17 protein-coding genes are annotated in these 19224 nt (G+C 57.5%); 15 read left to right on the top strand and 2 right to left on the bottom strand.

Translation table 11 applies throughout. From position 1 onward, the window contains the following. Window positions 1–14: 14 nt before the first annotated feature. The 4 genes from ACQZ6D_RS18650 to ACQZ6D_RS18635 all read left to right on the top strand — a co-directional run bounded on the left by ACQZ6D_RS18650 (window position 15) and on the right by ACQZ6D_RS18635 (window position 4347). Entirely contained in the window at window positions 15–791 is a 777-nt protein-coding gene (locus ACQZ6D_RS18650) for an ABC transporter ATP-binding protein (protein WP_448730401.1), read from the top strand. 26 nt (window positions 792–817) lie between these two features. Next, window positions 818–2065, top strand: a complete 1248-nt coding sequence (locus tag ACQZ6D_RS18645) for an SfnB family sulfur acquisition oxidoreductase (RefSeq protein WP_025591738.1) — start codon at window positions 818–820, stop codon at window positions 2063–2065. Between the two features lie 270 nt (window positions 2066–2335). Continuing rightward, entirely contained in the window at window positions 2336–3784 is a 1449-nt protein-coding gene (locus tag ACQZ6D_RS18640) for an FAD/NAD(P)-binding protein (RefSeq protein WP_448730328.1), read from the top strand. A 188-nt stretch (window positions 3785–3972) separates the two neighbouring features. Further along, window positions 3973–4347 carry a VOC family protein gene (locus tag ACQZ6D_RS18635; protein WP_448730329.1) on the top strand — a complete coding sequence of 125 codons (375 nt, stop codon included), beginning with the start codon at window positions 3973–3975 and terminating at the stop codon, window positions 4345–4347. 99 nt (window positions 4348–4446) lie between these two features. On the opposite strand, the gene ACQZ6D_RS18630 is transcribed toward ACQZ6D_RS18635, so the two are convergent. Then, window positions 4447–5502 (bottom strand): aldo/keto reductase, encoded by a 1056-nt coding sequence (locus ACQZ6D_RS18630; protein WP_448730330.1) that lies wholly within the window; start codon window positions 5500–5502, stop codon window positions 4447–4449. A 121-nt stretch (window positions 5503–5623) separates the two neighbouring features. Here ACQZ6D_RS18630 and ACQZ6D_RS18625 point away from each other — a divergent pair, with 121 nt between their 5' ends. The 9 genes from ACQZ6D_RS18625 (at window position 5624) to ACQZ6D_RS18585 (ending at window position 13916) form a co-directional block, all read left to right on the top strand. Next, complete coding sequence (locus ACQZ6D_RS18625; protein WP_448730331.1) at window positions 5624–6529, top strand: LysR family transcriptional regulator; 906 nt, start codon at window positions 5624–5626, stop codon at window positions 6527–6529. 523 nt (window positions 6530–7052) lie between these two features. Next, entirely contained in the window at window positions 7053–7712 is a 660-nt protein-coding gene (locus ACQZ6D_RS18620) for a TetR/AcrR family transcriptional regulator (RefSeq protein ID WP_174066556.1), read from the top strand. Continuing rightward, window positions 7709–8473, top strand: coding sequence for an ABC transporter ATP-binding protein (locus ACQZ6D_RS18615; protein WP_025591729.1), 765 nt, complete (start codon window positions 7709–7711; stop codon window positions 8471–8473). Before ACQZ6D_RS18620 ends, ACQZ6D_RS18615 begins: the two co-directional genes overlap by 4 nt. A 2-nt stretch (window positions 8474–8475) precedes the next feature. Continuing rightward, a complete protein-coding gene (locus tag ACQZ6D_RS18610) occupies window positions 8476–9177 on the top strand; it encodes an ABC transporter ATP-binding protein (RefSeq protein ID WP_003519309.1) in 702 nt (233 codons plus the stop codon). 45 nt (window positions 9178–9222) lie between these two features. Beyond that, on the top strand, window positions 9223–10428 hold the full coding sequence (locus tag ACQZ6D_RS18605) for an ABC transporter substrate-binding protein (protein WP_448730332.1): 1206 nt from the start codon (window positions 9223–9225) through the stop codon (window positions 10426–10428). Between the two features lie 7 nt (window positions 10429–10435). Further along, the gene (locus ACQZ6D_RS18600; RefSeq protein ID WP_019567206.1) at window positions 10436–11299 is read left to right on the top strand and encodes a branched-chain amino acid ABC transporter permease; all 864 of its coding nucleotides are present in this window, start codon (window positions 10436–10438) and stop codon (window positions 11297–11299) included. Next, window positions 11299–12210 carry a branched-chain amino acid ABC transporter permease gene (locus ACQZ6D_RS18595; RefSeq protein ID WP_448730333.1) on the top strand — a complete coding sequence of 304 codons (912 nt, stop codon included), beginning with the start codon at window positions 11299–11301 and terminating at the stop codon, window positions 12208–12210. The genes ACQZ6D_RS18600 and ACQZ6D_RS18595 overlap by 1 nt, the downstream gene beginning before the upstream one ends. Beyond that, window positions 12207–12671: a GAF domain-containing protein gene (locus ACQZ6D_RS18590; protein WP_019567208.1), complete on the top strand. Its 465-nt coding sequence runs from the start codon at window positions 12207–12209 to the stop codon at window positions 12669–12671. Before ACQZ6D_RS18595 ends, ACQZ6D_RS18590 begins: the two co-directional genes overlap by 4 nt. Window positions 12672–12692: 21 nt before the next feature. Further along, complete coding sequence (locus tag ACQZ6D_RS18585; protein WP_448730334.1) at window positions 12693–13916, top strand: amidohydrolase family protein; 1224 nt, start codon at window positions 12693–12695, stop codon at window positions 13914–13916. 287 nt (window positions 13917–14203) lie between these two features. On the opposite strand, the gene ACQZ6D_RS18580 is transcribed toward ACQZ6D_RS18585, so the two are convergent. Then, window positions 14204–14698 (bottom strand): nitroreductase family protein, encoded by a 495-nt coding sequence (locus ACQZ6D_RS18580; RefSeq protein WP_236762750.1) that lies wholly within the window; start codon window positions 14696–14698, stop codon window positions 14204–14206. Between the two features lie 193 nt (window positions 14699–14891). Here ACQZ6D_RS18580 and ACQZ6D_RS18575 point away from each other — a divergent pair, with 193 nt between their 5' ends. After that, window positions 14892–15209: a hypothetical protein gene (locus tag ACQZ6D_RS18575; RefSeq protein ID WP_174004310.1), complete on the top strand. Its 318-nt coding sequence runs from the start codon at window positions 14892–14894 to the stop codon at window positions 15207–15209. Window positions 15210–15448: 239 nt separating this feature from the next. Then, entirely contained in the window at window positions 15449–19213 is a 3765-nt protein-coding gene (dsr1, locus tag ACQZ6D_RS18570) for an anti-phage defense-associated sirtuin Dsr1 (protein WP_448730335.1), read from the top strand. The last annotated feature ends 11 nt before the right edge of the window (window positions 19214–19224 follow it).

Here is a 19224-nt window from a genome sequence, read left to right as displayed (position 1 = left end):
CCAAGGAGATCGTGATGACCGAGGGGAACAGGCTGCTTGCCGTGGAGGGGCTCCACGCAACCTACAATCATGCCATCACCGCATTGCATGGGGTCACTTTTTCGCTCGGACGGGGGGAGATCCTTGCCGTTCTCGGTGCGAACGGCGCTGGCAAGACGACGACGCTGAAGGCGGTTTCCAACCTCCTTCCGGCCGAACGGGGGCAGGTGCTCGCCGGTCATGCTCTGTTTGACGGTCGTGATGTCACGCGCGAAACCCCGGCAAGCCTTGTCCGTCTCGGTCTCGTGCAGGTGCTCGAAGGTCGCCATTGCTTCAAGACACTGACGGTCGAGGAAAACCTGGTCTCCGGCGGCCTTGGCCGATCCGCCACGCGCACTGAAATCGCGACCGACCTTGAAAAAATTTACACGCATTTCCCAAGACTTAAGGAAAAGCGCCGGGTGCTTTCCGGCCTCACTTCGGGCGGCGAGCAGCAGATGACGGCCATCGGCCGGGCACTGATGTCGCGGCCGCGGCTGCTTGTCCTCGACGAACCGTCAATGGGGCTGGCGCCTCTCATCGTGCAGGATATTTTCCGCACGCTGAAGCGCCTTAATCGCGAAGAAGGTCTTTCGATCCTGGTCGCTGAACAAAACTCGGCAGTCGCGCTGACCTATGCCGACCGGGCCATCGTTCTGGAAAACGGCGTGAGCGTGCTGTCAGGCACGGCCGCCGAACTCAAGGCGCGCGATGACGTGAAAGCCTTCTATCTGGGCCAGAAGCCAGCCGCGCTCGTCACGCATATTCACTGAAAATCAAAGGAAAGAGGAGACATGGCATGACCATTTCCAACGTGAAGACGAAAGATGCGGCTCAAGGCGTTCCCGCCGTGCCGCGGCCGAGTGAGCCGGCACACATCATCAAGAGCGATGCCGAAGCAATCGAAGTCGCGAAGAAACTCGCCGCCGAAATTGCCCCCGGCGCAGCCATTCGCGATCGCGATCGCATCTGGCCGGTAAAGGAACTCGATGCCTTCTCGCAAAGCGGGCTCTGGTCGATCAACGTGCCGAAGAAGTTCGGCGGTCCTGAAGTCTCCTATGCGACGCTCGCCAAGGTGATCGAGATCGTCTCCGCAGCCGATTCCTCGATTGGCCAGATCGCGCAGAACCATCTCGGCGTCGTTGCCGCGATCCGGACGGTGTCTGATGAGGCTCAGCAGACGCTGCTTTTCGCAGAAGTGCTGCGCGGCACACGCTTCGGCAATGCCTTCTCCGAATTCGGTTCCAAGCGGGCGGCGGACTTCGAAACGAAGTTCGTCGATGCGGGCGACCATGTGATCGTCAACGGCCAGAAATTCTACTCCTCCGGCGCACTTCTCGCCCATCTCGTGCCCATCGTTGCGCTCGATGATGAAGGCCGCGCCTGGTATGCAATTGCCGAGCGGGATGCACCCGGATTGACCGTCATCGACGACTGGTCATCCTTCGGGCAGCGCACGACGCTGTCCGGTACGGTGATCCTGAACAATGTCAAAGTGCCGAAAACCCATCTGGTTCCCGGCTACAAGGGTTATGCGGAACCCACCGCGGATGGTGCGATTTTCCAGATTATCCAGGTCGCGGTGGATACGGGTATAGCGCAGGCGGCAATCGATGAAACCATCTCCTTCGTGCGCACCAAGAGCCGCGCATGGGTGGATAGCGGCGTAGATCATGCCTGGGATGACCCCTACACGATCCAGGCTGTCGGCGATCTGACGCTGCGACTGCATGCGGCCCAGGCGCTGCTTGAAAAAGCCGGTTATGCCATCGATCGCGCCATCCAGAGCCCGAATGCTGACACGGTCGCCGAAGCACAGATCGTGACGGCCGAGGCGAAAATTCTCTCGACAGAGATTGCCATTACGGCGACCAACAAGCTGTTCGAACTTGCAGGCACCCGCTCCACGCTTGCAGAGCATCACCTCGATCGCCATTGGCGCAATGCCCGTACCCACACGCTGCACGATCCGGTCCGGTGGAAATATTCCATCCTCGGCAAGTACTTCCTCAATGGCGAGAAGCCGCCACTTCACGCCTGGAGCTGAGTAAACTCTGGAGCCCGGGGCGCGCAAGGCGCCCCGGTTGGCAATTGATCTTGCTACATCCGCCAGCAGTAATGAGATATAGTGACGTGATGAGACGGTGCCCCTCAAGCGCGTTTCCAATCAAGCGCCCCGTAACGAGGAGCTTTGCTGGAAACTTCGGGAACATAGAATAGTGGTGACGATGAGCCTTATGCGCAGGAAGCGGAAAACGCTTTTTAGGGCCTTCCAATCGTGCAGGGCACAGATCTCCTTGGGGAGAACGTAGAGGCAATGAACTCTCTTGTTCCCATAGCTTCTGCCCGCCTGACCGTGGCAGTTGTCGGCGGTGGCTTCACCGGCGCGGCAATGGCAATGCATCTGGTAGCGGGTATCGGATATCCGACTGATACATCCGTTGTCGTCATCGAACCTCGATCGGAGTTGGGCCGCGGCTTGGCCTATAGCGCAACCGATCCGGCGCATCGGGTCAACGTTCCCGCTGCAAGAATGACGTTGTTTCCGGATATTCCCGATGATTTCGAGCGTTATGTTGGCGGTATTCCGACCCGAGACGATGCCGAGCTCATAGGACACGATGGCTTGCCTTATCCCAAGCGGTCTGTCTTCGGCGAATACGTCTCGGCACGGATTCAACCGTTTTTGGATGACGGCCGTATCAGACAGTGGCGGACCAAAGCGATCTCGGTGTCACAAAAAGGAAACCGCTATGAGATTGCGGGGGCTGACGGTACAGCGCTCATTGCGGATATAGTCGTGCTGGCCGTCAGCCATCCACCACCTTCTTTGCCTCGGGTGCTTCAGCCCTTCAAAGATGATCCCAAGCTGATTGCGGATGTCACCGTGACCGATGCGATCGACGCCGTCGAGACTGGAGATCGTGTTCTCATCGTCGGAAATGGCTTGACCTCCGCCGATGTGGTTGCCTCGCTCAAGAGACGGGGCCATGTCGGCCAGATAACGTCTTTCTCTCGCAGGGGCTTGCGGTCTCGCGGCCATGGCCCCGTCGGGCAGGAGCCTTTCGGCGATTTCCTGTCTGAACCGTTCACCTCTGCAAGCAAGTTGCTCCATAAGGTTCGCCAAACGCTGCGAGAAGCAGAGGAACGGGGAATGACGTGGCATAGCGTCGTGGATGCGCTGAGGGCGCAGGGGAGGGACATATGGGGAAATCTGCCTGTCATTGAGAGACGGCGCGTTGCCCGACACTTGCGGCCGGTCTGGGATGTGCATCGCTTTCGCATCGCGCCGCAAGTCGAGGCTGCTGTGGAGCAGGCGATCGCGAGCGGCCAAATGGATGTCCGGGCTGCCTCGCTTTCTTCCGTGACACGGATAGACGCCGGCTACAGGGTGACGTTGCGACCCCAGCGCGCCAAGTCTCTCGAAACGCTTGATGTCGATGCGATCGTCGTCACCACGGGCCCGGCGCATGGCGGCATTCTTCAAAGCCAAGCCATGCTTCGAGAACTTGAGCAGGCGGGCCTGTTGCAACCCTGCCCGACCGGGCTTGGCATCTTGGTTGATGCCAAGTCTAATCCCGTATCGGCTTCAGGCGAGAGCACGACTTCACTCTTTATTGCCGGGCCGCTTGCACGCGGCACTTTCGGAGAACTGATGGGGCTGCCGCAGGTTACAGAGCATGCAATCTTCGTCGCGCAGCGTATTCGCGACCTGATCGATGAATGTGGGATTTCGCATCGCACGGGCCAGACGGTGGAAGGCTGACGGCCCGCTGTTTCTTGAATACATTTCCTCCACTCTTTTGAGAAAGCCTTGGGACGATAATTCCATCAAATTCGCCATGCTTTGCGAGGCCCTCAGGACGGTGTACGGTGAAAGCATACAAACGAGCTCCTGGCTCTGGGGGAGCTCGCCCCCTGCTGCCAGCGCGCTGCCTTACGGGAGATGAGACCATGTTCACGCACATCATGATCGGAAGTAATGATCTGGAGCGGTCAAGAAACTTCTACGACGCCACGTTCGCTGCATTGGGCGGCAGGCCCGGCGAGATGGATGCGAGAGGCAGACTGATTTATGTCCACGAAGGCGGACGGCTGATGATCACGAAACCGATCGACGGCAAGGCGGCGACCGTTGCCAATGGCGGGACAATCGGAATCGCCGCCCTGAGCCGCGAGCATGTTCTGGCGTGGCACGACGCCGGTGTTATGCACGGCGGCACATCGATCGAGAGCCCGCCGAATGAGCGCGCGAACGGGGCCTTCGTCGCTTATGTTCGTGATCCGGACGGACATAAACTGAGCGCACGGTCTCAGCCGACAAAGTAACGCAGCGCCAATAGCGCTGGTATTCTCACCGCTGTTGTGGGTTGGTCTTTCTGCATAACTTTTGCAGCCGTATCCACCACATTAATCGCAACATTACGCTCAACATTCACGCATCTTGGAACCTACCATCGGCGGATTAAGACGGGCAAAGCCTTCCTGACGATGATAGGGGAAATGCGGATATGGCGGCGTCAAGACGCTCGCATTGTCCAGGAGAACAATCTGATCATCGGTGAGATGCCAACCGACCGCTCCGAGGTTCTGCCGGAGCTGCTCTTCGTTTCGCGCTCCCATGATAATGGAAGACACCGTGGGCCGGCCTGTAAGCCAGTTGAGCGCCACCTGCGCAACTGTTTTGTCGAGTTGTCTTGCAACGTCTTCAAGGGCATCAACGACGCGGTAGAGATGCTCCTCATCGACCGGAGGACCAAAGCTTGCGGTTTCGTGAAGACGACTGCTCTCCGGCAGGGGAGCGCCGCGCCTAATCTTTCCCGTGAGCCGCCCCCAGCCAAGCGGACTCCAGACTAGTGCTCCAAGGCCTTGATCCATACCCAGTGGCATCAGATCCCACTCATAGTCTCGGCCGAGAAGGGAATAGTAAACCTGATTGGCAATGTAGCGAGGCCATCCGTACGCGTCGGCAACCGCCAGCGACTTCATGATTTCCCATCCCGAAAAGTTCGAAATGCCGACGTAGCGGACCTTTCCCGCCCGAACGAGCGTATCAAGCGTCGACAAGACTTCTTCGACGGGTGTCCGGGCGTCGTAGGCATGAAGTTGCAGAATGTCTATATAGTCCGTCCGAAGCCGGCGTAGTGCGTCTTCGACCGATCTGATCAAGCGAAACCTGGAGGAACCCGCATCGTTCGGCCCTTCTCCCATAGGCAGGCTGGTCTTCGTCGATATCAGCACGGTCTCGCGACGACCTTCCAGCGCTGCACCCAGCACCTCCTCCGATGCACCGTTCGAGTAGACATCTGCGGTATCGAACAGATTAACGCCTGCTTCAACGCAGATATCGATAAGTCGCCTTGCCTCGGAGACATCGGTCGTGCCCCAAGCACTGAAAAGGGGACCTGCCCCTCCAAACGTGCCTGCACCAAAGCTCAGGACCGAGACTTTGAGGCCTGATCGGCCAAGAGAACGATATTCCATCTGGTCTTCCTTTCTTGAGAAATGGAAGCGACTTGCGCCACCTGATGGGGAAGAGATAGGAGATCCGGCTTTCGTGATATAGATTGCGGGCGGGAACAACATTTGTGAAATCAGGGACCAGATGGCTCGAGCGGAAGTCAATCGATCTGGAGAAATGGAAGTCTTCGTGCAGGTTGTCGAGCGTGGTGGCTTCTCGTCAGCTGCTCGCTGCGTCGGAATGACACCGTCGGCGGTGAGCAAACTGGTCGCGAGACTGGAGGCGCGGCTGGGTACCCGTCTCATCAATCGCTCGACGCGCGTGTTCAAGTTGACTTCGGAAGGCTGCGTCTTTTTCGAGCGCGCCACGCGTATCCTGGCAGACATCGAAGATGCCGAGCGGATCGCCAGTGCGGGTGAGGTGCCCAGTGGCCGCCTCCGCCTGAGCACCAGCGCCTCCTATGCCACCCATGTCCTCGCCGGCATACTCCCGGAATTCCTGGAGCGATATTCTGCGATTACCGTCGATATCGTGCAAAGCGACCTTGTCGTCGATCTGCTTGAGGAGCGAATGGACGTTGCGGTTCGAGCAGGCCCGCTTAAAAGTTCGAGCCTCATCGCGCGTAGGCTTGGCGATACTGCAATGACAATCGTCGCTGCTCCCTCCTATGTCGACCGGCGTGGCCTGCCCCGGACTATCGAGGAACTTGAAAAGCATGACAGGCTGGGCCTTGGTTACACCCGCTCGATGGATGGCTGGCCGTTAATATCGGCAGGCGCGACGATTTTTGCCCCAGTCGTCGCCCGTGTCCAGGCCAATGACGGCGAGGCGCTGCGACAGCTGGTACTCGCTGGAAATGGAATTGCCCGTCTCGCCAACTTCACGATACGCGATGATTTGAAGGCCGGCCGGCTGGTGCCGTTGCTCGACGAGTATAATCCTGGGGAACGGGAGGAGTTTCATGCCATTCATATCGGGCAGGGTGGTCCGCTGCCTTCAAGAGTGCGAGCTCTTCTCGATTTCCTGGCCAAGCAAGGCAAAGTTACATAGCAGAGAAAACCGCCAATCGGGGAGGATACCCTCGCCCGAACTCGAGTCGACGTCTCGCGTTACGTTTCAAGCACCGGCATGTTTGTCCCGCGCCATTGAGCTAAAATGAACTTGATCTGCTCGTAGAGCGCAAAAAATCAGATCTAAAGCGCGTCAAATCCAAAGGAAAAATCCTGGCCGTCCCGCTCCCTTATGCGGCAAAAGCCGAAGGTCTTTTCATGTAAACGAGCAGTCGTGACAAGACATAACTCCTTGCGATCCTGCGTGAAATAGAAGGCCTCGTCCCTGCCAACGAGGCAGTCTGTATTGCGGTGTCAAAACGGACTGACGCTGACGCTACGCGGATTTCAGCCCCACCAGGACCCGACGATCTGTCGCCAATTCCCAATGCCTCCAAATAAGAAATCGCGCACTTTAAAACAGGCTTGATTGTTTGTAAGTTTAGTGCAGATTTGAGTTGTGCCCGGAATGCGGCAGCAAAAACAAATGCACAAAAAGTAGTCGGAACGACACGAGGGAACTGATGGTAACTGGGAAGGAGCTGCAGCAGCCGGCTCGGCGTAAACGCACACAAAGTGAGCGGTCTGAGGATACGCGCAAGGCCATTTTCGATGCGACGATTAATCTCCTGTACAAAACGGGTTTCAACAAGACGTCCACTCCCGAAATTGCCCGCAGGGCAGGTGTGTCTCGCGGCGCGCTGACCCATCATTTTAGCAGCAAGGAAGACCTTGTCATCGGCGCTGTGGCCGATGACCTGACCAGCGTCAATCGGCGGCTGGCAGACTTTGCTGACGCGTTCGGGTCCGGTAGCGGCTCGACCGACGAGATCGTCGATTATCTCTGGAAGACGATGTTCGACCGACTGTTCTATGTCACGCTCGAATACCTTCCGGAAGCGCGCCACAATACCGGTTTTCGCAACGGACTCATTCCGGTCGTGCAGGAGTTCCATGACAGGCTGGACGATATCTGGACGGCGCTTGCGACTTATCGCAACGTCGATCCGGCCAGCGTACGCATCGTTATGAACGCAACCATGTGCCTGATCCGGGGCATGATTGCCCAGACGGTGCTGCGACCGGCAGACCCGACCTATTACGAAAACCTTCTGACGTTCTGGAAACAACAGGTGAGGGCTTATTTTGCAACGCTTGCCGATGATGCGGAGCGCCAGACATGAAGCCTCTTCTTCAGGTAAAAAATCTCGAGCGCGCTTTTTACGGAGTGCGGGTTCTGAACGGCGTCGACATCGAGGTGATCGACGGGTCGATTACCGGGCTGATCGGGCCGAATGGCGCCGGGAAATCGACGTTTTTTAATTGCATTTCCGGTCTCTACATGCCTGACAGCGGCTCCGTGACCTTTGCGGGCGTCGACATAACCCGCCTCAGCCCGCAGGAAAGAGTATCGACGGGCCTGGTGCGCACTTTTCAGCTTGCCCGTGGTTTTCCCAAACTCAGCGTTTTCCAGCACCTGATGCTTTATGGTCAGGATCATCCGGGCGAAGGCCTGTTTGCCAGCATCACCGGCAGCGCGGCCGGCAAGCGGCGCGAGGAGCAGCTTGCCGAGGAAGCCATCTCGATTGCCCGCCGGTTGCGCCTCACCCACGTTCTGGACAATCCGGTCACTGCCCTTTCGGGCGGGCAGAAAAAACTGGTGGAAATAGGCCGTGCGCTGATGGCGAAGCCGCGGCTCGTGCTGCTTGACGAGCCGATGGCGGGCGTCAACCCGACGTTGACGGCGGAGATTGCCGATCACTTGCGCAGCCTCAATGCCGAGGGTGTCACAATCTGCCTCATCGAACATGACATGAAGCTGATTGGCAGCCTTTGCGACCCGGTCATCGTCATGGCGGAAGGGCGCAAATTGACCGAGGGCAGTTTCGATACCGTCGTCGCCGACGAGCGGGTTCAGGAAGCATATCTGGGCGGAAGGCATTGACGATGTTGAAGGCAGAAGGCCTGGTGGCCGGTTACGGGGCCGCCGAGGAAATTCTCAAAGGCGCATCGGTCGAGGTGCATGCGGGCGAGATCGTTACAATCATCGGCCCCAACGGCGCGGGGAAATCAACCCTGCTAAAGGCGATCGCCGGGCTGGTTCCGCTGAAAGGCGGCAGCGTGGTGATGAATGGTGCGGATTTGACCAGAAAAGATGCGTTGGGCAGATCGAAAGCCGGCCTCGCCTTTGTGATGCAGGAAAAAAACGTTTTTGGTACGATGTCGGTAGCGGAAAATCTCGAGATCGCCAGCTTCGGTAATCCTTCCGGCATGTCGCAAAGGCGCGAGAGCGTCTATGGTCGTTATCCCATCCTTGCTGACAAGCGCAAAGCGCTTGCGCGTACACTGTCCGGTGGCCAGCGGCAATTGCTGGCAATGGGAATGGGCCTGATGACCGAGCCGAAGCTTTTGCTGCTGGACGAGCCGACGGCCGGGCTTTCCCCGAAGGCGGCTGAAGAGCTGTTTCAGGCTATCATCGAACTGAACCAGTCCGGGCTGCCCGTGCTGATGGTCGAGCAGCACGCTCTTGAGGCGCTCGAAATATCCACACGCGGCTACGTCATCGTCACCGGTCGCAACGCCGCCACCGGCGGCGGCCCGGAACTCGCCGCCGACCCCGAAATCCGTCGCCTGTTTCTGGGTGGCTGACATCGAATTGCCTGACATTCATTATTAAAAAAAAGGGAACAACGCATGAGCAGCTTTAAAATCAATCGTCGTGGTTTCATGGGCAGCGTCGCTGGTCTGGCCGCAACCGGCCTGTTGCCGCAGGGCGTTCTGGCGCAGACAGGCCCGATCCGGCTTGGCGCGCTGACGCCGTTGACCGGTTCCGGCGGTCCATACGGCCCGGTCATGGTCAAGGCCATCCAGGCTGTTGCCGCCGAGGTCAACAATGCAGGCGGTGTGCTCGGTCGTCAGATCGAAATCATTTCCGAAGACGACCAGACCAACCCCGAGGCGGGGGTGCGCGCCGCCCGCAAACTGGTGGATGTCGACAAGGTTTCGGCGATCCTCGGCACATGGGCATCCTCCGTCACCACAGCCGTTGCGCCGATCTGCTGGGAATCCGGTACATTGCTTGCCACCGTATCGGGTGCCGACGCCATCACCGCGCTGCCGCACCAGGGTTACATCATCCGCACCCAGCCGACGACCATTCTTCAGGGCCGCAAATTCGGCGAATTCGCCGTCGAACAGGGCGTGAAGAAGCTATTCTTCTTCTCGCCACAGACGCCGTTTGCCGAAAGCCAGTTTACCAACATAACCGCCGCCGTGACAGCAGCGGGCGGTGAAACCAAATCGATGATCTATGACGACAAGAAGCCCTCCTATCGCAGTGAGGTCGACGAGATGCTCGTCTATGAGCCTGACGTCATCGTGCTTGGCGGTTACGCAGCCGATACGACCGTTCTGCTGAAGGACATCTACCGCTCCGGCTACGAAGGCAAAAAAATCGCCTTCGCCTATTCGGTGAACCAGAAGCTGATCGACAGTGTCCCGGCGGAAATAGTGGAAGGCATCTACACAATTGCGCCTTCACCCGCGCAGTCGTCCACCGCTTACAAGCGGCTTGTGTCGCTGATCGGCGTCGAAAATCCCGATCCCTACACAACGCAGGTCTATGACCAGACCAATCTCGTCATCATGGCGATGGCTAAGGCTGGTGCAGCGGACGGAAAATCCATTCGCGACGCCATCCGTTCGGTCTCCCAGGGCAAGGACGGCGAAATCGTGGATAACGCGCTCGATGGCCTAAAGCTGATCGCCGCCGGCAAGGCCGTCAATTACGAGGGCGCCTCCGGCCCCTGTGACTTTACCGACACCGGCGACATTTCCGACAGCCAGTTCCGCTACGAACAGGTGGAAGACGGCAAGCTCAAGCTGCTGAAAATCGCGTGAGGCATTGATGACAACCCTCGCTCAGGCGATACTCAACGGGATGATGACGGGAATGCTCATCGCTATTCCCGCCCTTGGCCTCACGGCGATCTTTGCCGTGCTGCGTTATGTCAACTTTGCCATAGGGGCCTACGCCACGGTTGGCGCTTTTGCAGCCTGGTATGTCAATACCAGGCTGGGGCTAGGTGTGTTCCCATCGGCGCTCGTCGCCTTCGTGGCGGGCGGGATCGTCGGTCTCGTGGCAGAGCAGACGGCGCTCGCAAGGCTTCGGCCATCGGGCGCACTGGCCGTGGCCATCGCCTCAATTGCCGTCAATCTCATTCTCGAAAATGTCATCCGCTTCATTTTCGGCAATGATCTTCAGGGCTTCGATCTGCCTGTCGCACGCGACTGGCGTTTTTCCGGCCTGCGCCTCGGCCCGCAGCAGCTGCAGACGGCGGCGATCGCCATTGCCATCATGGCGGCGGTGTTTCTCTTCCTGCGGTTCACACGCTTCGGCAAAGCCATGCGGGCAGTGGCAGATAATCCCGATCTCGGCAGATTGCTGGGCATGGATCCCTCGCGCATCGCCATGATCACCGTTGCTCTCGGTGCAGGGCTGGCGGGCGTTGGCGGTGTGCTGCTCGGCCTCGATACGGCCATCGATCCGATGACCGGCTCGCGCCTGCTCTTGTCCATCTTCGCCGCCGCCGTGCTGGGCGGGCTCGGCTCGATCCCCGGCGCCGTCGTCGGCGCGGTGATGATCGGCATCGGCGAGGAACTGGCCGTTCTCGTGCTGCCCGCCACCTATCGTTCCGCCGTCGGTTTCGCGACAATCCTGCTTATCCTGTCGCTGCGGCCTGCGGGAATACTGGGTGAAAGGAACACCTGATGCTGTCGTATCTGCTTTTCACGCTCACGCTCGGCGGCATTTACGGTCTGCTGGCGCTCAGCCTCAATCTCATCTGGGGTGGCGTGGGCATGGTCAATCTGGGGCTTGCCGGCTTTTTCGCCGTGGGTGCCTATGTTTCGGCACTGGTGGCGATAGCGGGGGTTCCGCTACCGCTGGCAATGCTGCTCGCCTGCGTCATCGGCGCGCTGGCAGGCGTCATCGCCACCTTTGCAACCATTCGCCTGCGCGGCGACTACCTCGCCATCGTCACGCTCGGCTTTGCGGAAGTGGTGCGCATGGTCGCGCTGAACGAACGCTGGCTTACCCGCGGTTCCGACGGCATTTCCGGCATTCCGGCACCCTTCCGGGCCGAACTCGGCATAGACGGTTTCAACCTGTTCTATCTTGCGCTCGTCAGCGTCATCGTTCTCATCGTCTTCCTCGCCATGCGACGCATCGATGGATCGCCCTTCGGGCGTGTTCTCAAAGCTATTCGCGAGGACCAGGAACTGGCGACATTCGCGGGCAAATATGTTACCCGCTTCAAGATCCAGACCTTCGCGCTTTCCGCGGCGATCGCCGGACTTGCGGGCGCACTCTACGGACATTTCCAGACTTATATCTCGCCCGACCACTTCCAGCCGCTGATTACCATTTACATCTTTCTGGCTGTCACCGCAGGCGGTGTCGGCCGGCCGCTCGGCGCGCTGGCCGGCGCTTACCTCGTCGTATTCTTCCTTGAGGCGACACGCTTCCTTGGAGAAATCTTTCCCGGCCTCCAGCCTGGACAAGTCGCCGCGGTGCGCGAAATTCTCGTCGGACTGGCGCTTCTGGGCGTGCTGCATCTTCGCCCGCAGGGTCTTTTGCCCGAACGTATCGCCCCCGCACCCAAAACGGAGACATCACCTTGACCAATCTTCTCGCGGCTCTTTCAAGCCCCGGACAGCCGCAAACGCTGTATAGGGCGCTGGAAAAACACCTCTCGGAAACCATCGGCTTTGGCCTCTTCACTCTCCTCTACCGGGACGGTCAGGAGGTCGCCCGTGTTTATTCGACCAACGAAGAGGCTTACCCCGTCTTCGGCCGCAAACAGATGGGGCCAACGCCTTGGGGTGAAAAGGTAATAGATCGCCAAGAGGCATTTCTGGGTCCCGACAGAGAAGCCATCATCTGGGCCTTTTACGATCACGACCTGATTTTCAGCCTCGGACTTGGCGCGGTCATCAATATTCCCGTCGTTTACGATGGCGAGACAATCGGCACCATGAACCTGCTCGACAAAAGCGGCGCTTACACGCAGGAGCATCTGCGCCAGGCGCAGGCCGTGGCGCCGCTTCTCATCCCCGCCTATCTGGAAGCGCGTCGTCGCTGATACTTTCCCAGGAATGAACCTATGACTGCTATTATTTTCGAAAATGCCCGCATCGTCGATGGCACCGCCGACCGCCCGTCCGAACCCGTTCAGGTTCTAGTTGAGGGCGGTTCCATCCGCGAGGTGGAAAAGAACATTGCCTCTGCCTCGGCGCAGCGCATCGACCTTTCAGGCAAGACGCTGATGCCAGGCCTGATCGATGCTCACGTTCACGTCGTTGCCTCAACCGCCGATCTCGGCCAGAATGGTATGCTGCCAGATGCGCTGGTGACGGTGCGCGCCTTCAAAATCATGGGCGAGATGCTGGCGCGAGGGTTTACTACCGTTCGCGATGTTGGCGGTGCAACCTCCGGTCTCGTGGCCGCAACCCTTGAGGCCGCGTGGCCCACACCACGCCTGAACATTTCCGGCAAGGCGCTGGCCCAGACGGGCGGCCACTGTGATTATCGCGGTCCCTATAATGACGACCAGACGCGCACACGCGGCTTTGCGCTCGGTGCGTTGGGCCGCATCTGTGACGGCGTGCCGGACGTGCGAAAAGCGGCGCGCGAAGAACTGAAGAGCGGCGCGAACTTCATCAAGATCATGGCCAATGGCGGCGTATCTTCGCCCACGGATCCCATTCATTTCCTCGGTTTTTCCCGTGAAGAAATCCTTGCCGTCGTTGAGGAAGCTGAAAATGCCGGAACCTATGTTTCGGCCCATCTTTATACTGACCAGGCCATTCGCCGCGCAGTGGAATGCGGTGTTCACTCGCTCGAACATTGCAACCTCATCGGCAGCGAAACGGCAAAATTCGCCGCCGAAAAAGGTGCTTTCGCCGTCCCGACGCTTGTTACCTATGACAAATTGTCCAGCGAAGGCGCCGCCATGGGGCTGCCTGCCGCCTCCATCGCAAAGGTAGATGACGTGCGTCTGGCAGGCATGGAATCGCTGACCATCATGCGTGAGGCCGGGCTGCAAATGGCCTATGGCAGCGATCTGCTTGGCGGCATGCATGTTTATCAGTCGGAAGAATTCGTTATTCGCGGGCGTGTCCTGCCAGCAGTAGAGGTTATCGCATCGGCAACGCATATCGCAGCCCGTCTGTTGCGCATGGAAGGCAGAATCGGCGCAGTTTCGCCGGGGGCTTATGCCGACCTGATTGTGGTCGACGGCAACCCTCTCGAGGATCTCACATTGCTGACCCATCAGGGCGCATATATGCCAATGATCATGAAGGCTGGTGTCTTCATCAAGCGCTGATTGCCTGTTGCCGACTTCAGCTGACATTCTGTACGCCCGACCAAGGCCGGGCGTCTAACAGTCCGGGGTCTTGCGCGCCCGATAAGCCGCGAGGGCTTCGCGTCATTCTGCCGGGCGCTTGCGAGCTCGGCTCGCGATTGCCGCTACGAAATGCGCACTGGCTTCGTCGTCCAGAACCATAACCGCACCTAAGACACGCGCAAAAATCGGCAGGCCGCGTCTTCGACCGCGACGGCTAACAAGGGATCGTGGGGGCGACACCCAGTCGGAAGCAATCTCGTCGAACATTATTTGATGCCGAACCCCAGGCGACGCAATGTCTGGCTCAGTTCCGCGCGACCCTTCAGGGCATCGGTGTCCTTGACGCGCTGGGCAATGGGCGCTGTCCAGCCGTTTTGTGGCAGGCCCTGTTTTTCCTGAAACGTCTTAAGCACCGCGTCATAGGAATCGAGATCATCCCGTGCGGCCTCCGAATAGGTTTCATGAAACAGGATGGAAGATTGTGGCAGGCGCGGTTTGACGTCAGTCTTCACGTTCGGGTCGGGATAGCCTACGGTAAGGCCAAAGACAGCAACCGTCTCGGCGGGCAGGTTCAGTTCGCGGGATACGTCTTCCGGTCTGTTGCGAATACCGCCAACGTAGCAGGAACCAAGACCGAGTGAATCGATAGCGGCAACAGCGTTCTGCGCAGCCAGTGCCGCATCGATGGCACCGATTAGGAAGCTTTCCAGATAATCCAGCCCTTCTGCGTTGTTGCCATGGTTTGAAGCGACCGTTCTCAAAGGCCTTCTGACGACGACAGATGCAGTAAATTGGTTGGAGGGGAATTGTGGTCTGGCGACCGTGCAATCGTATCTTCCTGGCAACAGTCCGACCGTTCAGCAGTTCGTAGCGTTCGTCCATGAATACTATGGGCATCATCATGCGCTACTAAGAAACGCTGTCGTTAAGGTGGTCGTTGGACAGCATTGCTTCGTGCACGCAGGCATCAGGCCGGGTGTTCCCCTCGACGTGCAGAATTCGTTTGATCTGCGATGGATACGCAATGAATTTCTCGATCACACCGGTCAATTTGAAAAGATCATCGTACATGGTCACACACCGACCGAGACTGATCTACCGGAAATTTACCCCAACCGGATCGCGGTCGACACGGGTGCATATGGAACCGGCAGGCTGACGGCGGTGGTCATCGAGACAGACGAAGCGCCGCGCTTTATCTGCGCGACCGAAAGATCGGCAGGTTACATTGATGTCGCGCAAGCGATTCCGTTGTCCATGCAGTTTAGATAAATGAACGGCGGCCGTCGATAACCAGACAAACGTTCCCAGGCGTTCCGCCATAAGCCCCTCTTCTGACTGAACCCGCCGCAGTCATATTCGTGCATACTAGAGCTTCGATTGGCGGGATTGTTCTGTAAGCGCGGCCACAACGTGAAAAGCTCAACCTCAATTAGCCTGCGCAAATCTTACAACAAGTGGCAGCCCTAAATAGCTGTGAAAAATGTTAATACATCATGGATGGCGCTTGAGTGTTACTGTGTTACTTTAAAAAAATCGGCCATTATCCAGGAGAATATCAGGTGCAGTTCATAGCAAGTGGCCCGAATATTCCGGAAGAACTTCTCCAATCACACGAAGATGGTCAGGTCGTCTTCTTTTGCGGAGCGGGGATATCATATCCAGCCGATCTGCCGGGTTTTGGTGGGCTTGTGGATCGACTATACGTCGAATTGGGCGAGGTTCCATCTTCCGTTGAACAGTCTGCGCTGACTAACAAATCCTTCGACACGGCGATTGGTCTTTTAGAAAGCCGCCTGGTGGGACACCGTCAGCGCGTTCGAACTGCCATCGCTCAAATTTTGACGCCCAATCTTGCAAAGCGAAATGCGCTAGCGACCCACGAGGCGCTACTATCCTTGAGTAAAACTGGTGATGATCGCATCAGGCTCATCACGACAAACTTTGACCGCCTCTTCATTGAGGCGATGAAGCAATTGAAAGTTGAGTATCCATCATATTGCGCTCCGCTTCTTCCTGTGCCCAAGAAACAGAAGTGGGATGGTCTCGTTTATCTCCATGGCCTTCTGACGGAACCTCCAACTGCCAGCGACCTGGAGCGTTTGGTTGTTTCCAGTGGTGATTTCGGTCTGGCTTATTTGACCGAGCGCTGGGCTTCGCGGTTCGTAAGTGAGCTGTTTCGTGGCTACACTTTATGTTTTGTCGGATACAGTATCGATGATCCTGTGCTCCGTTATATGATGGACGCACTAGCCGCTGACCGTCTGCTCGGAGAAAAATCACCTGACGCTTATGCGTTCGGTGGGCATGCTCGGGGCAAGGAAGCCGACGTCGCCGACGAATGGATAGCCAAAAACGTTCGGCCAATTCTGTACAACAGTAGCAACGAACATTCATTGCTTCATCGGACACTGAGAGCTTGGGCTGATAGCTACCGAGACGGGGTGCGAGGCAAGGAAGGAATTATTTCTAGACATGGGCGTTCGCGGCCACAAGGCAGCACACGGCAGGACAATTTTGTCGGACGGATGCTTTGGGCTCTTAGTGATAGGACGGGTCTGCCCGCAAAAGCATTCGCTGATCTTACACCGGCAGCTCCGTTCGAATGGCTGGAGGAGTTCGAGAAAGCCACGTTCAATCATAGGGACTTGGTGCGGTTCCAGGTCGCGCCTACAGTCGAGGAAGACAAAAAGCTAAGGTTCAGCCTGATTGAACGCCCTTCACCATATAATCGAGCGCCTTGGATGCGGCTTGTACGTCGGCGCGGGTTCTGGGACAGCTCCGACGATGTGATGCGGAATATAGCTCGCTGGTTCGCCAAGCACGCAGATGACCCGCGATCTCTGATATGGCTTTCGAAGCAAGGCGGCGCGATCTCAGATCATCTCCGGTATCTTATCGGAGAAGCATTAGAAAATGGCGTGGTCACATCTCCAAGCATGAAGGCCTACTGGAAAGTGGCGCTTGCGGGAAGGCTCTACCAGCCAAACGATCCTTCCGACCTCTACGCTTGGAGCGAGGAACTGAAAAGGGAGGGGCGACTTACCCCACTTCTCCGCTCAAGGTTGAGGGAACACCTGACCATCCTTTTGAAAATCTCGGAAGGGTACGGGCCATCCGACGAGGAGGACGGCGTTCAGGGCGACGGCAGCATAGACTGGGAGCTTATTTTTCCCGGAGCCCACACCGCATATGCCTTGCGCGATTTGTTCAAGAGTCAGGCTTGGAAAGCCGCGCTGCCATTGCTCCTTACTGATGCGACAAACCTGCTGCTCGACGCGATGGATATAGCCGTTTTGGTGGATGGCGGGAAAGGGGAGAGAGACCGAACCCATTTCCAGCACCCTTCTATCGCGGAACACCCGCAAAACCGAGCCTTCAGAGACTGGACGGCGCTTATTGATTTTGTGCGTGACGCGTGGCTTGCCAACGTTGCGAACTTTCCCGCCCGCGCTGTTCGAGAGTTTGATCGATGGGGCGAGTTCGAACACGTCATATTCCGACGACTACGATTTTTCGCGTTGGCAACCCATCTCGACCTATTCGGACCGCAGCAGGCTGTTGACGCTCTACTTGCCGATAACGGAAGGTGGCTCTGGTCGATAGAAACTCAACGAGAGGCACTGCAGCTCGTTGCTGCAATTGCTCCTGTTCTTGACCAACAGCAAGCCGATTATTTCAGCGCATCCGTTCTCAATCACCCCCAGCAGCCGTGGGATCAGGGCGATGAGGATCGGAGGGAACGGCGAAATGACCGGGAAACTTGGCGGATACTGGCCTTGTATCAGCAGTCGGGAGGGCGAATTAATGCCCAGACGCAAGCAAGACTCGAATCAATTCGGGGAAGATACCCCCAGTGGGAAGAGGTCCGTGATAGGGATCAGTTCCCGGTCTATATGGAAGCTGGAAACTTTGAGCAGGCCTTTGAAGCAGCGCCAGCAAGTCGTAGAGAGCTGAAAGAATGGCTCAAAAATCATCGTGAAGCTGCCGATTTTCACGATAGCGATGACTTCTTGGAGCGATGCCGCCGAGACTTTCCAAGAACGTCACTCGCCCTTTTAGAGCTTGCACACGGAGGTGATTGGGTCACGGCGCGTTGGCGACAGGCATTGCAAGCTTGGTCGAGCGATGACCTTGCGGCTCGTTCGTGGCGATGCGTAGGCCCTAGAATTGTCGATGCCCCGGACAATGTCCTGTCAGACATTAATCGGGGTCTTAGCAACTGGCTTCAGGCCTGCGGGAAATTCGCGGCCATGCATCGCACTGCGTTCCTACGGTTGGCCGGACGTCTTCTCGACCATAATAGGGATATTCAGGAAGCCCCTGGCGCTTCGCCTCTTCTGGATGCTTTGAATAATCCCATCGGCGAGTTGACTGAAGGCCTGATCAAACTCTGGTATTCCCAGGACTTGGATGATGGGCAGGGACTCGACGAAGATATTGCGCCTTTGTTGACGACACTGTGCAATGTGGGAATTGCGGCGTTCGCAAATGGGCGGCTGTTCCTATGTTCAAATGCCATTTCGCTCTATCGAGTGGATGAGGAGTGGACGAAGGAGAACTTGCTGCCGCTCTTCGACTGGAATTCGTCTGAGTACGAAGCGAAAATCGCCTGGTCAGGCTTCCTTTGGTCTCCCAGGCTATTTTGGCCACTGATGCGAAGACTGAAGAATGAGTTCTTAGAGACGGCCAAACACTATGGTGAGCTTGGGGAGCTTTCGGATCAGTATGCGGGGCTGCTCACTTTCTCAGCTCTCGACTCCGTGGAAGGTTTCCTGAAATCCGAGTTTTCTCTCGCGACTAGCAGACTTCCTGAAGCCGGGCTTGCTCAAGCACTGCAGACCGTGACCGATGGCCTGGACAGTTCGGGTGGAAAAATCGAGGAGTATTGGGAAAACCGCGCTAAGCCCTATTTTAGGTATGTCTGGCCTAAGTCGCAGGCCCTGTTGACACCAGGGATTGCTGCAGCTTTTGCTCGGTTGGTTGTCTCAACGGGCGACAAGTTTCCTGAAGCACTGGAAACTCTCAAGGACTGGCTTCAAAGAACGGAACAAGCAGATTACGCGCTTCATCTCCTCAATGAAAATGGTCTCGCTACACGCTTCCCTGCTGAAGCGCTAAAGTTTCTTGACCTGGTCGTCAGCCGAGAAGTCATTTGGTCACTCGGCTCCCTCGATAAATGCCTCAAGAAAATACGAGCTGCGATGCCGGACCTTGAACGTGATCCTCGGTTCGTTGCCTTAAGCCAATTGCTGCAACAACATGGACGAGCCTGACAAGTAAGCGG

Source organism: Agrobacterium sp. 22-3639C2 (genome assembly GCF_053522105.1).
The sequence above is the reverse complement of the archived record's forward strand: the minus strand, read 5'-3'. Positions and strand labels throughout refer to the sequence as shown.